The organism is Pseudoalteromonas sp. CO342X, assembly GCF_004208915.1.
Classification (GTDB): domain Bacteria; phylum Pseudomonadota; class Gammaproteobacteria; order Enterobacterales; family Alteromonadaceae; genus Pseudoalteromonas; species Pseudoalteromonas maricaloris.
This window is the reverse complement of sequence record NZ_SGPH01000010.1, coordinates 343,587-360,584: the sequence shown is the minus strand read 5'-3', so window position 1 is coordinate 360,584 and position 16,998 is coordinate 343,587. Positions and strand designations below refer to the sequence as shown.

17 protein-coding genes are annotated in these 16,998 nt (G+C 44.2%); 7 read left to right on the top strand and 10 right to left on the bottom strand.

Annotated elements, in window-relative coordinates:
- Positions 1–28: 28 nt before the first annotated feature.
- The 3 genes from EXT47_RS03635 to EXT47_RS03625 are packed head-to-tail and all read right to left on the bottom strand — an operon-like array spanning position 29 to position 2,943.
- Positions 29–1,234, bottom strand: a complete 1,206-nt coding sequence (locus tag EXT47_RS03635; RefSeq protein ID WP_130125904.1) for an FAD-binding oxidoreductase — start codon at positions 1,232–1,234, stop codon at positions 29–31.
- Complete coding sequence (locus EXT47_RS03630) at positions 1,221–2,627, bottom strand: NAD(P)/FAD-dependent oxidoreductase (protein WP_130125903.1); 1,407 nt, start codon at positions 2,625–2,627, stop codon at positions 1,221–1,223. Before EXT47_RS03630 ends, EXT47_RS03635 begins: the two co-directional genes overlap by 14 nt.
- Positions 2,628–2,631: 4 nt before the next feature.
- Positions 2,632–2,943, bottom strand: coding sequence for a 2Fe-2S iron-sulfur cluster-binding protein (locus EXT47_RS03625; protein WP_010371949.1), 312 nt, complete (start codon positions 2,941–2,943; stop codon positions 2,632–2,634).
- A 392-nt stretch (positions 2,944–3,335) separates the two neighbouring features.
- On the opposite strand from EXT47_RS03625, the gene EXT47_RS03620 reads away from it, so the two are divergent.
- Positions 3,336–3,563 carry a helix-turn-helix domain-containing protein gene (locus tag EXT47_RS03620; RefSeq protein ID WP_039493629.1) on the top strand — a complete coding sequence of 76 codons (228 nt, stop codon included), beginning with the start codon at positions 3,336–3,338 and terminating at the stop codon, positions 3,561–3,563.
- The gene (locus tag EXT47_RS03615; protein WP_045990716.1) at positions 3,547–4,164 is read left to right on the top strand and encodes a GNAT family N-acetyltransferase; all 618 of its coding nucleotides are present in this window, start codon (positions 3,547–3,549) and stop codon (positions 4,162–4,164) included. The genes EXT47_RS03620 and EXT47_RS03615 overlap by 17 nt, the downstream gene beginning before the upstream one ends.
- Before the next feature lie 9 nt (positions 4,165–4,173).
- On the opposite strand, the gene EXT47_RS03610 is transcribed toward EXT47_RS03615, so the two are convergent.
- Genes EXT47_RS03610 through EXT47_RS03595 form a run of 4 tightly spaced genes read right to left on the bottom strand, consistent with a single transcriptional unit; the run spans position 4,174 to position 6,494 of the window.
- A complete protein-coding gene (locus EXT47_RS03610; protein WP_130125902.1) occupies positions 4,174–4,779 on the bottom strand; it encodes an SDR family oxidoreductase in 606 nt (201 codons plus the stop codon).
- Entirely contained in the window at positions 4,776–5,225 is a 450-nt protein-coding gene (locus EXT47_RS03605; RefSeq protein WP_010371961.1) for an adenylyltransferase/cytidyltransferase family protein, read from the bottom strand. The genes EXT47_RS03610 and EXT47_RS03605 overlap by 4 nt, the downstream gene beginning before the upstream one ends.
- Positions 5,226–5,231: 6 nt before the next feature.
- Positions 5,232–5,978 (bottom strand): SDR family oxidoreductase, encoded by a 747-nt coding sequence (locus EXT47_RS03600; RefSeq protein WP_130125901.1) that lies wholly within the window; start codon positions 5,976–5,978, stop codon positions 5,232–5,234.
- A gap of 27 nt (positions 5,979–6,005) precedes the next feature.
- A complete protein-coding gene (locus EXT47_RS03595; RefSeq protein WP_010371968.1) occupies positions 6,006–6,494 on the bottom strand; it encodes a winged helix-turn-helix transcriptional regulator in 489 nt (162 codons plus the stop codon).
- Between the two features lie 406 nt (positions 6,495–6,900).
- Between EXT47_RS03595 and putA the strand changes: the two genes are divergently transcribed.
- Positions 6,901–10,704, top strand: coding sequence for a bifunctional proline dehydrogenase/L-glutamate gamma-semialdehyde dehydrogenase PutA (gene putA, locus EXT47_RS03590; RefSeq protein ID WP_130125900.1), 3,804 nt, complete (start codon positions 6,901–6,903; stop codon positions 10,702–10,704).
- A 71-nt stretch (positions 10,705–10,775) separates the two neighbouring features.
- Here the strand turns inward: putA and EXT47_RS03585 are convergent, their stop codons facing one another.
- The gene (locus tag EXT47_RS03585; protein WP_045990720.1) at positions 10,776–11,030 is read right to left on the bottom strand and encodes a helix-turn-helix transcriptional regulator; all 255 of its coding nucleotides are present in this window, start codon (positions 11,028–11,030) and stop codon (positions 10,776–10,778) included.
- Between the two features lie 227 nt (positions 11,031–11,257).
- Between EXT47_RS03585 and EXT47_RS03580 the strand changes: the two genes are divergently transcribed.
- The 3 genes from EXT47_RS03580 to EXT47_RS03570 are packed head-to-tail and all read left to right on the top strand — an operon-like array spanning position 11,258 to position 13,071.
- Positions 11,258–11,941 (top strand): S24 family peptidase, encoded by a 684-nt coding sequence (locus EXT47_RS03580; protein ID WP_010371973.1) that lies wholly within the window; start codon positions 11,258–11,260, stop codon positions 11,939–11,941.
- A gap of 7 nt (positions 11,942–11,948) precedes the next feature.
- Positions 11,949–12,584, top strand: a complete 636-nt coding sequence (locus EXT47_RS03575) for a LysE family translocator (protein ID WP_130125899.1) — start codon at positions 11,949–11,951, stop codon at positions 12,582–12,584.
- A gap of 28 nt (positions 12,585–12,612) precedes the next feature.
- Positions 12,613–13,071: a methylglyoxal synthase gene (locus EXT47_RS03570; RefSeq protein WP_010371978.1), complete on the top strand. Its 459-nt coding sequence runs from the start codon at positions 12,613–12,615 to the stop codon at positions 13,069–13,071.
- 55 nt (positions 13,072–13,126) lie between these two features.
- Here the strand turns inward: EXT47_RS03570 and yegD are convergent, their stop codons facing one another.
- Together yegD and EXT47_RS03560 are read right to left on the bottom strand one after the other, a co-directional pair.
- Positions 13,127–14,485, bottom strand: a complete 1,359-nt coding sequence (gene yegD / locus EXT47_RS03565; RefSeq protein WP_130125898.1) for a molecular chaperone — start codon at positions 14,483–14,485, stop codon at positions 13,127–13,129.
- Positions 14,486–14,758: 273 nt separating this feature from the next.
- Positions 14,759–15,700 (bottom strand): sensor domain-containing diguanylate cyclase, encoded by a 942-nt coding sequence (locus tag EXT47_RS03560; protein ID WP_240701585.1) that lies wholly within the window; start codon positions 15,698–15,700, stop codon positions 14,759–14,761.
- Positions 15,701–16,187: 487 nt separating this feature from the next.
- Between EXT47_RS03560 and EXT47_RS03555 the strand changes: the two genes are divergently transcribed.
- Positions 16,188–16,970 carry a sporulation protein gene (locus tag EXT47_RS03555; protein WP_130125896.1) on the top strand — a complete coding sequence of 261 codons (783 nt, stop codon included), beginning with the start codon at positions 16,188–16,190 and terminating at the stop codon, positions 16,968–16,970.
- Positions 16,971–16,998: the final 28 nt, after the last annotated feature.

Below are 16,998 nucleotides of genomic sequence, written 5' to 3'. Positions count from 1 at the left end.
ATCCCATTAAGACAACAGAATCAAACGCTTATTCGAATCGTTCAACGCGAAACGGAGCTAAATCAACAGAGGTAGGTTTGCCTGTCATGAGTTCAGTAATAAGCGTGCCAGTAATGGCCGACATTAAAATCCCCGTCCTAAAGTGTCCACACGCATTAATATAACCTTCCACTCCATCAACGGGGCCCAAAATTGGCAGCTCATCCGGTGTACCAGGTCTAAGTCCTGCCCAACAACGTTTAATACTCGACTCTTTTAGCACCGGCAAGCACTTCATAGCACCTTGTGACAACTCAGTGATTTTATCTAGACTATTGGTGGTGTCGAAGCCTTTTTCCTCCGTTGATGAGCCAATTAAAATCTCGCCGTTGTCCTTTTGTGCAATGTAGCAATCACTGGTACTGATACAACCATTTAATACTTTAGGCATGCGCTCAGACAACACTATTTGACCTTTAACCGGGTAAACTGGCATGTGTTTACCTGTTGCCTGATGGTAAATGTCATCCGCCCAGGCGCCAGCGGCATTAATTAGAGTATCGCAATGCAGACTTTGATCTTGCGTCCTCACGCCTATCACCTTATTGCCTTCACGCAGTACCTCTAGCACTTCGGTATTCAGAAATAACTCAACACCATTTTGGCGCGCGCCTTCGGTATACGCATCTACTAATCGGTATGGGTTTACCTGATGGTCGCAAATAAAATCTATTGCACCAATCGCATCAGGAGTGATGTAAGGCTCCTCTGCACGTAATTGCTGTTGGTCTAGCCAACGGATCTGCGAAGACAAATTAGGGATCCCAGACACTATGCTATCTGCATATATTTCATCATCGCGATTGTACATAATGAATTTAAGACCGGTACGTTCAAACTTAAAGTCGACATCATGTCTGGCCAGCATTTCTTCATGCAGTGCTGGATATAACTCGTTTGACTTGAGCGCAAGTTCAAAAAAGCATTCTGGTAATTGATGCGGCCGCAATGTTTGTGCAGCTTCGGTATCGCCTTCACTTTGGAGCTTCGACAAGGTTTTGAAAAATATCACACCACAGCCAAGTCCAACCGACTCACCAATTGCCCATAATCCACCCGCAGATGCACGAGACGCGTTACCCGGTTTTTTTAAATCCACTAACGCGATTTTTAGGTTGGTATCGCGGCTTAAAAAATAGGCACAGGCAGCACCAATTACACCGCCACCAGCGATAATGACATCATACTGCTTCATGGTTTTTCTCCAGTAAAGTAAATGGAATTGGGTCAAGTGGGAATCTTGGTCTTATCACACCGAGTGTATCTAAGTGCCCTGCAGCGTGCAGTCGGTCTAGTGCATAGCTAGAGCACATTTTTCCTTGGCAGTCTCCCATGCCAATACGGGTTCTCATTTTCACGCTAGACAAATCTTTCGCACCTTGTTGCAACGCTAAATCGAGTTGCTGGCGCTTTACTTGTTCGCAGCGACACACCACGGTATCTGCCTGGGTTAGCTCAAGTAGTCCCTCTCGGCGCGCCGAGAAGCGATCAAATCCGGCTCTAAACTTCTGTGCTTGCTTACGCTTAGTTTTGAGCTTGCGCATTCGCGTGTGGAAGGCCGTTTCGCTTAAACAGGCTTGTTCATAGGCAAGCATGGTTGCGGCCATTTTCCCTTCAATGATAGCCGCTTCGGCACCTAGCAAACCATTGGTGTCACCACAGACAAAAATTGAATTTAAGCTACTGCGTAAATTGTCATCTAATAAAGGCACATAACCATTCGTGGTGGTGTACTGATGAGAAACTCCAAGTAGCATGGCAAGCTGGGTGCGGGCAACAAAACCATAGCCGACCCCTAGACTATCCACGGCTAAATGCTGTGCTTTTGACAAGTCCGCATGCCAGTGCTCATCGTAAGGCGCTACGGTAACACTGGAGAGTTTTTCTTGGCCTTCTGCTTTCACAATGCCATAGCCATACTTGAACGGAATATTATGCTTTTTGAGATACGCCAACATACTCAATCCCGAAAGCGTAAGCTTAGGTTTATTAAGCAGCGCCACGGTCTCTTTCGCCAGTTCACTAAAGCGACTCGCTTCATATACGCCAACTACTTGTGCACCGGATTTATGTAACTGGCAAGCAACCAGTGGCAATAATGGTCCAGTTCCGACTAACGCCACTTTTTTCCCTGGTCGAACTAACCCACTTTTAAGCTGAAGTTGCATCCCACCCATTAACATCACACCAGGTAACTGCCATCCTTCAAATGGCACACTGCGCTCATGACAACCAGTTGACAGAACCAACTTGGTGTAATCTATTTGTGTTAACTGATTTTGTGTTTGCAACAGCAAACCGCTTTCGCCTTCAGGCCCAAGCACTTTGGTTTGTAGTTGTAGTGTTATATCTTGTTTATGATGTTCGTAGCGTACCTTTAGTGCAGCCATCGCTCGTTTAAGATTTTCATCTAAATGAGGAAGCTTACTTGCTTGTCGAAGTGGCCCGCGATAGATCACCCCACCAATTTTTGGTGCTTCATCCACTAAGGTGCAAGTAATGCCATATTTAGCCAGCTCAGCTGCACAGCTAACGCCTGCAGGTCCTGCACCGACAATAACGATTTTTTCTTTTTGACAACTAGACATCACACTATACCCCGACCTGCTTGAAACGATTTTGTTTGGTTTCAACCTGCATATTGGGTTGTACTAAGGTTTGGCAAGCCTTTTGTTTATGTTGTTTGTTTATTGTTACCTGACAACAGTGACAAACCCCCATACCACAATAAGCACCAGATACGGCCTCTCGATCGCTTTCCATAATTTGCTTGTAGTTTGCCGCAAGCAAAACAGACAACACGGTTTCACCATCGCATGCGTTAACCGCAATGTCGTCGATTTGAATTTGGAACTGTAACCCCTCAGGGTCTGTAATATCTTGGGTTCTGGATAATTCAGACATGAAAAAATGCTCCTTCAATAAAGTCGCACAAAGCCTACTATCCAAATATTAAAAATAAACATTTTATTTACTTTATTCACTTTAATTTGATCCAAATTAACTTTTAAGCACTCTCGCGCTAATTCTGTTCAATTCGGTGCAAATGCTGCACTCACCTCACTAAAGCAGTGCAATGTGAACATATTTACAGACCAACAAAAACCACATCTTATTGATATTAAATAATTTTAATTTATGGCACAGTTTTTCCTTATCAACTAACACGACAAAGAAAGGAGCGTAATTATGTACACTTTATATCAAACGATGTACTTACTTTGGCATTTGGATGTGAGTATCTGGCCTGTGCACGATACAGCAACAAACCCAACAGATGTTAAGGAGAAGGCACAATGACACTTGGCAAACTAGATACTGCGGTACACGCAGTAATGAACGATATGCTCACCCCATCACAAGCTGCAAAAGCCTATCATGTGTCGCAGCGAGCACTTTACGAAGCACTGCGACGCTCCCAAGAAAAACAGCAAACTCGATGGCAAAAATTAATGCATGAAAAGGCAAGGCTTGAGCAAAGTCTGGCTCGGATAAATAAGGAACTGCATGAACAATTTGTCTAATAGCGCTATGCAGCTTCGCATTATTCAGGCGCCTAGCTTGAAATACAATCGCTTAGATTGTCAGCTTTGGGTAAAACAACTCAGCGCACTGACGCAAGCCTGTATTAATCTTGGCGCCTCTATCGGCTTTTTGCCCTCATCCTCTAGCAGAGCAATACAAAACTACTGGTGGCAGGTATTCGATGCTGTGATCAAGTCGCAAAAGACGCTTATTATCGCTGAACTTAATGGCGTAATGGCAGGTTGTGTGCAACTCTCACCAGCAACAAAAGATAATGCTCAGCACCGGGCAGAAGTGGAAAAACTATTAGTGCATCCAAACAGCCGACGCAAAGGCGTGGCAACAAAGCTGATGCAAGCCATAGAGCAAGAATCTACACGGCAGCAGATATCGTTACTCGTCCTTGACACACAATCGGATTCGGACGCAGAAATCCTATATCAGAGTTTGGGTTTTAAAGTTGCTGGGCAAATCCCTCATTTTGTCAGTGATGAGCGCGGTGACTTCCATGCCACCACATACTATTACAAACTGCTTGCACCGACCTTGCGCAATCGTATTGAGAACCTAGCTCAAGCGCATTATGCCAATGAATATTAGCAAACCAGTCTAATCAAGCGACTCGCTACGACTTTCATTCAGGCGATAAAAAAACAGCTTACCGGTGTGCTGCGGTGTAGTTACAGCCTCTAAGATTGGCGCAGCGCCTTGTGGTATGCTCATCACATTGGGATTATTGATAGTAAGACCATCGCGCAGCTTAGTATCTATTGCCCCAGGACACAATACCGTTATTTTGTAGCCATCTTTGTGAAGACCTTTAGATAAGGTCACCACGCCCGCTTTCGCCGCACAATAAGACGTCCAATCTTTGTAACTGTTAAATGCCGCCGTCGACGCCACATTGATCAAATGTACCGCTTTGTTTGCTTTAATTGCAGCACGAGAAATTAAATAAGTACCGATTAGATTTACTTCGATGTCACGGATCCAAAGATTTGGGTCTGAGTCTGCCACTAAACTTGAGTAAAGCGTTCCTGCCGCATTGATTACACAGTCATAAGATTTGTCGTCAAAAAAACGCTCAACTCCAGCTGGTTTAGAGACATCAAGCTGCGCGCGTGATGGTGCTTCTACTTCGTGTCCTAAGCGCTTCAATTCATCGCTTAAATAAGCGGCAAGACCACCCTGTCCGCCCGTTATTAACACTTTCATTTCTGTGGCTCTGGGATTGGATGATTGTCGCTTTGCTCTATTAGCTTTTTATACTGATCGTAGATTTTTTGCTTTAAGTTACTAGAGCTAACGCCAGCACCATAAGGAAAGTAAAATACCTGAACTCCAAGCTCTTTCAGATAATCATATTTTCCCTTCCAATCATCGCCAATCACGAACACATCAATATTTAGATTTTTCACCGTTTCACGATGATCTAAAGTACGTTGTGGAATAGCAAGATCTGGATCTCTTAACCCTTCGATAATCGCTAAACGCTCTTCAAATGGCACTGCCGGTGGCTTTTTATAAGAACAAACAAGTTCATCGGTACTTACACCAACGATCAACGTGTCCCCTAAACCTCGGCCATAACTAATCATTTTTAAATGATTACTGTGAAATAGATCAAATGTTCCTGAGACATAAACAATTTTATTTTTCATAAATTGCTATTTCCCTCCAGCTAAATCAATAAAAGTTCCTGTAACAAAGCTTGCTTCGTTACTTAAAAGCCAAGCGATGGCATTGGCAACCTCAATCGCGGTTCCACCTCGCTTCAGCGGTAAAAAATCGGCTAGGCGATCAACTCGGTTTGGTTCGCCACCGTCGCCGTGGATATCGGTATAAATGCAGCCCGGTCTCACGCAGTTCACGCGGATCTGCTCAGCGGCTAATTCCAGAGATAAGCCTCTAGTGAAGCTGTCTATTGCACCTTTTGCAGCCGCATAGTCAACATATTCATTGGCCCCACCTAAATAAGAAGCTGCCGACGATACATTCACTATTGCGCACTGTGCTGGATTGGCACTTAAACGCATGTGTTTAATTGCTTCGCGAGCACAAATGAAATACGGCGTAACATTATTAGTAAGCATATTGTTGATACGCGCTGCAGTCATGTGTTCAACTCGAGTCTGCACGTTCAGCACGCCCGCGTTGTTGACCAGATGCGTAACTATGCCAATATCGGTCTTTATCTTGTCAAACATTGCCTCTACGGATTTTTCATCTGTGACATCTGCTTGTAACAAATACGCTATACCATTATTACTTAGGATGGTATCAGCAACCGTTTCTGCGGCTTGCACATTCTGCTTGTAATTTATAACAACGGTAAATCCTTGTTGTCCCAGCAGTTGAGCCGTTGCCGCACCAATCCCACGGCTCGCACCGGTGATAAGTACCACTTTTTGCATCTATTATTCCTTAAATTGGGCCAACAGCTACTGATAGTTCAGTACTTCTACACCCATGTCTTCTTTGACGTGTTCTATCACCATATAGGTATGATTTGTACCAACTCCAGGTATTTCAACAATTTGACCTAATACCTCACGATATTGACGCATATCCTGGACTCGGATTTTAACTAAATAATCAAAGCCACCAGCTACCATATCACAAGAAACGACGTTGGGAATTTTTACAATATGCTGTTTAAACACCTCAAATACCGCTTCGGTCGAGCTTTTTAAGGTAATTTCCACATGCGCAACCAAATGCTGGCCAAGTTTTGCGGCATTTAATCTTGCCGTATACCCTTCGATATACCCCTCCGACTCGAGTTTTTTTACTCGATCGAGACACGGACTCGGACTCAAGTTTACCTCTTTCGCCAAGTTTACATTAGAGATCCGACCATTGCGCTGGAGCGCGTCTAAGATTGCTAAATCGATGCGATCTAATACCCGAGTTTTAATGGAAGTCGTCATATCAGCATAAAATTTTGTGAGGGTTTGAGATTACCCGCAAATTTACCGTATTCCTTAAAAATAAAACAGCATATTCTGCTGTCTTTTCGATAGAATGCCCGCGAAATTAACGATAAAGGGCAAAGCGGCTTATTTCAGTCTTTAACGCGGCTTTGTTCGAACATTTAGATAATGCATTCTGGCTAAAATTTGAACCCCCAAATGGGTGTGTTATGGTTAGCAATGTGACTGCATCATTTTGTCGTAATTGAGGCTTCCTATACAAATTAAACTACACTTTCAACCTTTGGTTGCTTAGTTTGGCATCAGTTCAGATGTAGTTTTGTAATCTGCACATTAAGGTGTGTGATTCCATAGGCAGGCGCGAATTACATGTATTTTTGACTCCAATTTTTGAGGGTTGCTTATGCTTTATAACGGCGATTTGACAACTAACTGTCCTATCCGACAAAAGATCCGTGATTTTTACCGCATCGATGAGAACGCAGTAATTGATCATATTTTACCTTTAGCTGAGGTAGGCGTTACAGCTCGAAGCCGAGCATGGGAACGTGCACGTCAAATGGTATTAAACATTCGTAGAGATCAAGATGGTCAAAACGGTGTAGACGCGCTTTTAAATGAATTCTCTCTTTCTACCGAAGAAGGCGTGGTACTGATGTGTTTGGCCGAAGCTTTACTTCGTGTACCAGACAAAGCAACACAAGAAAGCCTGATCCGCGATAAGCTCGCAAAAGGCGACTGGAGTTCACACTTAGGCAGCAGCGACTCATTATTTGTTAACGCTTCAAGCTGGGGTCTACTCGTTACCGGTAAAATGGTTAACTATTCAGACAAGAATAAAGAAGAACAATTTGGCGTGCTAAAACGTACAATTGGTCGTCTTGGTGAGCCAGTTATCCGTAAATCCGTTAACTATGCAATGAAGATCATGGGTAAGCAGTTTGTAATGGGTGAAACCATTCAAGATGCTATCGATCGCGCCGCTGATAAAGAACAAAAAGGTTATGTATATTCGTACGACATGCTAGGTGAAGGCGCACGTACGATGAAAGATGCAGATCGTTACTTCCAAAGCTATATGACCGCTATCCACGCGATCGGTAAAGCAGCGAAAGGCCGTGGCCCAATTAAGAGCCCAGGTATTTCAGTGAAGCTTTCTGCTATCCACCCGCGCTACGAATTCACACATCGTGACCGCGTGATGGACGAGCTTGTACCTAAGCTAAAAGAACTTGCGATTGCTGCGAAAGAATACGATATCGGTTTCACGGTTGATGCGGAAGAAGCGGATCGTTTAGATATCTCACTAGATGTCATCGAAGCGGTATTCTCAGACGACGCACTTGGCGACTGGAATGGTTTTGGTCTTGCAGTACAAGCATATCAAAAACGTGCCATTTTCGTTGTGGAATGGGTAGCTGAACTTGCTCGCCGCGTAGGCCGTAAACTGATGGTGCGTCTAGTTAAAGGTGCTTACTGGGATACAGAAATCAAAACCACTCAACAAGATGGTCTTGAGCACTTCCCTGTGTTCACTCGTAAAGCAACGACTGACGTTTCTTATAAAGCGTGTGCTATTAAGCTACTTGAAGCACGTGATGCACTTTTCCCACAGTTTGCAACGCATAATGCTTACACCGCAGCAACTATCCTAGAAGTTGCCAAAGGCGACAACAAAGGGTTCGAATTCCAACGTTTACACGGAATGGGTGAATCACTTTACGACCAAATCGTTGAAAACGAAGGAATTCAGTGTCGTGTGTATGCACCAGTTGGTCAGCACGAAGACCTACTTGCTTATCTGGTACGCCGTCTACTTGAAAACGGTGCAAACTCATCATTCGTAAACGCAATTGTTGATACCACTAAGCCTGTTGAGTCACTACTCCCAGATCCTGTAGAAACACTGCAAGGCCTACGTAACCGTTACAATACGCAGATTAAGCTACCTATCGAGCTTTATGGCGATGAGCGTCCAAACTCAAAAGGTAAAGACCTTACGGACATCAACGATTTAACACCGTTTAAAGAAAACCTAGACAACTGGTTTACCGAACACCTAATCGATGAAAGCCAAGTACCAGAAGGTCACCTTGCTGTTCGTAACCCTGCGAACCACAAACAAGTGATTGGATCTGTGCCTTTACACGATGAAGCACACATGCAAAGCGTGCTTGCCAATGCTGATGCGGCTTTTGAAAGTTGGTCTCAAACCTCTGTTGAAGAGCGTGCAAACTTACTACGCCGCACTGCTGACATCCTTGAGCGTCACCATGATGAACTTGTTGCTATCTGTATTAAAGAAGCAGGTAAAGTAACCCAAGACAGCATCGATGAAGTACGTGAAGCCGTGGACTTCTGTCGCTACTATGCAGCGCGTGCAGAAGAGCTTTCTAAAGATGAGCGTTTTGAAGCTCGTGGCGTGATTTTATGTATCAGCCCGTGGAACTTCCCGCTTGCGATCTTCTTAGGTCAGGTAGCTGCTGCTATCGTGACGGGTAATACCGTTATTGCAAAGCCTGCTGAACAAACCAGCATGATTGCACTGCGTTGTATTGAATTAATGCATACCGTTGGTTTACCAGAGCACGTAGTACAACCGGTTATCGCACGCGGTAGCGAAGTGGGTAAACACATCGTGCCTGACGAGCGTATCCAAGCGGTTATGTTCACAGGTTCAACCGAGACAGGTACGCTTATCTCACAAATTCTTGCTGAGCGTAACGATATTCAGGTTCCTCTGATCGCAGAAACTGGTGGTCAAAACTGTATGATCGTTGACTCAACAGCATTACCAGAGCAAGTGGTTGACGATGTTATTTCATCAGGTTTCCAAAGTGCCGGTCAACGCTGTTCAGCACTTCGTGTGTTGTTCTTACAAGAAGATGTTGCTGACGGTATCATTGAAATGATCCAAGGTGCGCTTAAAGAGCTACATATCGGCGACCCATCGCTACTATCTACAGACGTAGGCCCGGTAATCGACGAAAAAGCGCTGACCACTTTGACTAAGCATGTTGATTACATGAAGTCGAACGGTAAGCTCCTATTCGAAGCAAAGATCCCTGATAACAGCGAGAACGGCGCTTACTTCTTCGCGCCTCGTCTATATGAGATTTCCGATCTATCCGTGCTTAAGCGTGAAGTATTCGGTCCGGTAGTTCACGTTGTACGCTTCAAAGCAGATCAACTTGATAATGTGATCGATCAAATCAATGGTACAGGCTACGGTCTAACAATGGGCGTTCATTCACGCATTGAAGAGCGCTGCGAATACCTAGCTAAGATGTCGCGTGCGGGTAACGTATACGTGAACCGTAACATGATTGGTGCGATCGTTGGTGTTCAACCATTTGGTGGTCGTGGCCTATCTGGTACAGGTCCAAAAGCAGGTGGTCCAAACTACCTACTTCGCCTTGTGAAAGAAAAAGCGTCACCAGACAACGTACAAATGACAGATCTGACGCCTGATGAGCTAGAGATCCACCACTTCCCAGGTGCCGTTGAGCAAGTTGAAAAACTGATGCAAAACTCTAAGCGTGATGAGAAGATCTGGCGTCGTACTGCGCTTAATGACCGTGTTTCGGCAGTGCGTCAGCTACTTGCAAAAGTGGCAACAGTAGACATCATTGATGAGCTGGCAGATGATTTGTCATTAACGCTTTCTGATGCACGTGCTCAGCTAAACCGCTTAGAAAAGCGTATGCGTACTTACACAACGCTACCGGGACCTACTGGTGAATCGAACACGCTGCACTTAGAAGCGCGTGGTTGTGTAGTGGTATATGCCGATAAGAGTACGTCGTTCAACTTCTGGGCGATTTCAATTATCACAGCACTTGCTGCCGGTAACACAGTGATCACAGTAGCCTCTGACTTGTTTTATGAAGAAGCATTGGCATTTAGAGATAAGTTCATCTCAACTGGCGTTGCTGAAGGCGTATTCCAAGTAGCGAAGCAAAACCAGCTACAAGCGATTTTGGCACACCCTCACCTTGCAGGTGCTGTTGTGGCTGCGCGCTCTTCACGCCTTGGTTACTTCTCACAGCAACTTGCAGAGCGCAAAGGTGCTATCCTGCCGGTGATCAGTGCAGAGTACTACGATACGCTTATCAATCGTCTAGTGACTGAGAAAACCATCAGTATCGATACCACAGCTTCTGGTGGTAACACTTCACTGATGACGCTTGTTGAAGACGAAGAGTAAAAGAATATAAGTCGCTATGTTAGCCATAACGATTTTATCGACCAAAGCCAGCGCAAGCTGGCTTTAATTTTTTACGCAGCGCTTGATGTCCTTAATCCCACAATAACATTAACAATGTCCATTAAATAAACATCTTCAACCAAAGCAATCACATCATTCCATTTAGGGTTGTATTCGTTATTCTCCCAGCGCCTTAATGTTCGCTCCTCTATACCATAGCTTGCGGCTGATTCAGCTTGAGTAAAACCGCGACTTTTACGTGCAAATCTAAGTATGGCAGCACCAAGCGGCGCGCGTTCAGAAACTAAAGGTTGGCTCATTAACATCACACTCATTCCTTAAAAAATTGCGCAAATATATGACATTTAGAAAAATCACTTATTTACGCACTCACTGACTAAATGCATTCACTGCGTAATTTAATGAAGATGATAGATCCATTTTTTACGCATTTCAACGAAAAAATGGATCTTTTTTGCGTCAAAAATGATTTTACTTCGCAAAAAATAGCCCATATAATGACGCACACATATCATTATTTAAGAGGCAACGCATGGAACAAAGTCTCATGAGCCTAGCGGAACGCGTAGAATATGCGATCAAGCCAGACAGTATTAGAGCTTTTGCGTTAAAAATTGATGTATCTGAAGGGACGCTGCGCAGAATATTAAAAGGGGAAGACCCAAAACTCAGTGTCATTGAACGCATTGCTAAACAAGCCAACGTAGATTTGATGTGGCTCGTTACCGGGATCCCACTTGATTGCAAAACCGAATCACCAATCATCCAGCAAAGTATTACCTTGGAAGACTTCAATGAGGACTTTGTTGTTGTGCCTGGCTACCATGTCTCTGTCAGTACGGGTTATGGTGCATTTAACCAAAGTGCCGAGGTTGCACGTTATCTTGCATTCAGAAAAAAGTGGATTGAATTTAAAAATCTAGATAAGTCACAGCTGGTCGTGGTGTTTGCCAAAGGCGACTCTATGGAGCCCACTATTCACAATAACAATACAATTTTAGTGGATTTATCGGATAAAAAATTAAGCGAAGGCCTGATCTATGTTGTCCGCCTTGGTGAAGAGCTTTATGCCAAGCGCTTACAACAAAACTTTGATGGCTCAGTACGCTTGATTAGTGATAATAAAGAATACCGGGAACAAGTTGTGATGCCGAATGAATTGGAACAGCTGGAAATTCTCGGTAAAGTGGTATGGATTGGTAAAGATCTAATTTAATAAGACGATGCTAAATCTTGAATACTTATTCTCATTTTTAATCGCCAGCACGTTAATTGCCGTGGCACCGGGCCCATCCAATGCGTTTTTAATGGCGCAGACCTTTACTAATGGCCGCGTAGCTGGCATGCAAAGCGCATTAGGCTTTGCGCTAGGAGGAGTGATCCACACACTCTCTGCCGTTGTTGGCTTATCGGCACTCCTAAAAGCCTCAGAGACCGCCTATACCACAGTGCAATACCTCGGCGCAGCTTACTTAGCTTATCTAGGTGTAATGACTATCAAAGAGACGCTTGGGAAGGGGCAGATAGCTTGCGAGGAAAAACCACACGTGAGCACTAAAAAGCCTAAAAACGTGATGTTCCAAGCAATGATGACGGAAGTCTTAAATCCCAAAGTCGCCCTGTTTTTTATTGCATTTATTCCTCAGTTTGTCGATAGTAGCTTGGCGACTTCGACAACGATGCAACTGGCCATGTTTGGCTTACTGTATCCTATTTTAGCTTTTCCCATCGACTGCATGTATATCTACGGTGGTGATAAAATCGCTGGCTATTTTAGGCAGCATCCCGCAGCGCCTGTGTGGATTGATCGTATTTCAGGCTTAATTTTTATCGCATTGGCAGTCAACTTATTACTCTAAACAGTTACGCAAAATAGGAGCAGTACACATGCAAAAACGCTCACAGCCACTGCCAGCTAAAAAGCATATTGCTTTAGTTGCACACGATGGCATGAAACCAGCCCTACTTGAGTGGTGTCAGACCCACTTAGATAGCCTAAAACAGCACAAGCTTTACGCCACGGGCACAACGGGTAACCTAATAGAAAAGCATACTGGTTTAGAAGTAACAAAGCTATTTAGTGGCCCAATGGGTGGCGACCAACAAATTGGTGCCAAAATCGCGGAGCAAGATGTTCATGTCTTGATTTTCTTTTGGGATCCGCTTGCGTCACAGCCTCACGATCCGGATGTAAAAGCACTGTTGAGACTGGCTGCTGTTTGGAATATTCCCGTTGCCTGTAATGAAGCAACGGCAGATTTACTGATGGCGTGCGATAAAATGAGCCAGCCAATCGCAAGACATTTACCTGATTATGAGCAGTACCTTGCTAGTCGCTTAGATTGATAAAATAGACGAGTATGGAAGCGGTTTGTGACCGCTTCTCTGATTTTGACTTCGATTACTTAAATATTTTATCCGCCCACTTAGTCAAGCCTGCAGTAACACTACCAAAGTTATCCCCGTTCACCATTTCAATATCACCAATTTGCTGTGCAAGCGTTGCCTTGAGTAACGGTGATTGCGCGCTACCGCCAGTCAGATAAATTACATCGGGCTTTGACCCCGCTTGATGTATGGCTTCTTTCGCAAGCATGCCCATCTGCTCTAAGTTCGACATGATCGACTCGGCAAAATCTTGCTGCGTAAATTCAGAGGTTAACTGTGGCTCAATAAAACCAAGATCGGCATTAAATTTTGCTTGCTCAGAGAGTGCTATCTTTCCAAGCTCACCTTCACGAACCACTTGATGGGTAAGTTTGTTCTGTTGAATGTGAAGTAAACGCGCCAGCTTTTGCGGCTCGGCGACATCTCGCAACATGCTTTGCAATTCTCGCGCTAATTTATCGCTGTAGAAGTCTAGTTGAGACTGAATATCATTGATTTTACATGCCTGCCAATACAGTTGACTAGGCATCGGCAAACCTGAACTCATGTTAGAGCCTAGACCACACAACGGCATTAATTGGTGATAAGCAAGTGCAATATCTAAATCGTTACCACCGATACGTTTACCCGTATGCGCTAAAAAGTCTTGCTGGCGCTGTGTATTATTGCGATAGCTTGGCCCCATTCGGACAAACGAACAATCGCTAGTACCACCGCCGATATCAACGACCAGCACAAGTTTATCTTGCTGAAGACGACTTTCATACTCAATCCCCGCTGCGAGCGGTTCGAAGAGAAAATCCACTTCCTTAAATCCTGCTCTTTTTGCAGCGGTAGTAAGAATATTAACCGCCTGTTGATTACTTTCTTCTCCACCGACGGACTGAAAATTAACAGGTCGACCAATCACAGTGTCGGTAATGGACTGTTGCAGCTGCGACTCGGCACGGCGCTTAATCTCAACCATCATCGCCGCAGCAATATCTTCAAAGAAGGCGATTTGTTGAGATTTAAGCCCAACCGCCCCAAAGAAGGACTTAGGTGATTTAACAAAAAAACCTTCTTCGGGAAATTCAATATACTCAGAAATTGCCGCTTGACCAAAAAACACGCCCGCTTCATGTGCTTCTAAATCGAGATCGCGCTTAGCTTGCTGCGCTACCGTTAGAAGCCCTTGGCGAGACTGCGTATAGACTGGATCTGGTTTACTCAGATGACGGTTAACAAATGCAGGAATTAACGCATTGTGCATCGCATACATAGTCGAAGGCAGGTAATATTTATCTTGCTCGAGACGCAGTAAGTCCACTTCACCATTTTGCATAACGCCTATCGCACAATTAGAACTTCCGTAATCAAACCCGACTTTCATTCTCTACCTCAAACTGCTGAAAAGTCGCGAAGTGTATCATGGTTGTCGTTATTGTCAGATGAATTTATCTAGGTTCCCACATCCTTAATAGGCTTATTGCGAAAAGCATAGCGGAATAAGCCTGTTGGATCTCCGTCTCCACCATTTTGCATGACACACTAGGCATTGCACAATGAGAGCTTCCGTAATCAAACCCGACTTTCATTCTCTACCTCAAACTGCTGAAAAGTGGCGAAGTGTATTATGGTTGTCGTTATTGCCAGATGAATTTATCTAGGTTCCAACATCCTTAATTGGTTTGTTGTGGAAAGCATAGCGCACACTGTCAGATTGCTTGGCTTGATACATAGCGGAATCTGCCTGTTGGATCCCAATCTCGATGTCGAGGTTACTAAATAGACTGACGCCGATACTAATCCGACAACTTAGCTTATTGCCTTCAAAGAGATATGGTTTATCTACCTTGTTGATTATTTGCTGGCAGATCCCAACCACATGAGATTCGGCTTGAGGCTGTTGCGGAGATAAGTGAGTGATTAAAATCACAAACTCATCGCCTCCCCAACGGATCACCACATCATCTTGGCGTACGCTAGCACACAAACGCTGGGCAACCGCCTTAAGTAGCTGGTCCCCCACATGGTGGCCATGCAAGTCATTTACTTTTTTAAAATCGTCAAGGTCCAAAAACAAGATTGCGCTGTAACTACCAAGCTGTTGACCTATACGGAGTTGCTCCGTCAATCCATGCTGGAGAACATGACGATTCGGTAATTCGGTTAACTGGTCATGATAGGCCAACTTCTCAGCTTCTAGATACTCCAACTTACGATCATTGATATCCCGAGATAACACGATAAAACGTGTTTCAGCATGATTATCGCTTGCAGTGACAACCTTACGGGCAATAGAGACCTCAAACCAACGCTCACCAACCGGTGTAGACAAGTGAATATGGCTACCATGTGAATAGCCGTTAACTTTTGCTTCCTGTAATGCCTGCATCACTATTTTAGCGGCTTGCTCTGGCATCACTTCAGTCACCGTATGGCCAATCAATTGTTCTGCAGGCGCGACTAACAACTCAGGGCGAAGTATTCTGGCGTCCCAGTGCCGCCCCTCTTCATCCAGTTCAAACATCAAATCCGGCATCGCACTTAATGTCGACGCCAATTCCTCATAGCTCGGTTGCGCCAAAGCTTGAGTGCGGGCCATACGTCGGTCCTTAACCATGAGGCGTTGCAACATCCTGTTCCATAATTCTATAAACTTGAACTTTGCAATTTGAAACATGCCAATGAACACTGCTCATCTACGGCTATCGTTATAAAAATAATATACCAATTTTATGAATAATGACTAATTAACCTGAGCTGCGCATAATTAATGCCTTTCTAGCAGCCAGTTTTAGCGCTAACTGCGTTGAATTCACTTCCAATAGCCAGCTATTGGTGCGTAAATTCGCCTTGTTTTCCCTAAAACTCTCTGGCTAGACAAGGAAAAAACTAAGTTGTTCTTTAGAAACAATGAGTTTGAACATTCCTTATCCAAACCTCAGGTTAATTACCGACTGCATCATAAAAAATATTTTCAAGTCATTGGCTTCGAAGGAGAAAAGCAATTGACGAATTGATAATAATTCCTATAATCGACACGGCAGCGCTTTCCATGATGGAAGGTCACAAGATATATAAGGATGACTATGTCTTTTTTCAAAAAAGCCCTTGGCGCAGTCGGTATCGGTGCAGCAAAAGTAGATACCATCTTAGAAACCCATCACGCCTCCCCTGGCGAAGAAATTTCTGGAACGGTTAAAATCATCGGTGGCAAAGTTGCTCAGGAGATCAACAAAATAGATCTTAACGTAATGTGCAACTACACAGTTGAAAGAGAAGACAGTGAAGGTGAAACAACGACCATCACTAAAAACCACACCCTTGCTAAATTTCAAATCAACGAACGATTTACTATCGAACCCGGTGACGAAAAACACATTCCATTCGCGCTTGACCTCGCTGAAGAAACCCCGCTTACTGTTGGACAATCCAAAACTTGGATCGCTACCAACCTTGATATTGATATGGCGCTCGACAAGTCAGATAGGGACTATTTACATATCGTACCTACCGAGCTACAACAAGCGGCTATCGATGCGATGGAAGCGCTTGGCTTTAAACTCTATGAATCAGACTGTGAAGGTATTGATGAAGTATCATTCTCACGCCTGCCATTCGTACAAGAACTAGAGTTTAAAACGATCACAGGTGACTTCCATGGTCGCTTTGATGAGGTAGAAGTGGTTTTCTTTAATCGTGGTGAGCAACTCGAAATCATCTTTGAGATTGATCGCAAAGCGCGAGGCTTTAAAGGCTTCTTTGCGGAGGCGCTAGACCTTGATGAGTCAAAAGCCAGATTGTTGATAGATGAAGCAGATTTAGAAGACCTAGAAGATGCTATCTATGACATTCTAGAGGCGAATTGCTAAGGTATATTAACCTTATAGTATTGATAGA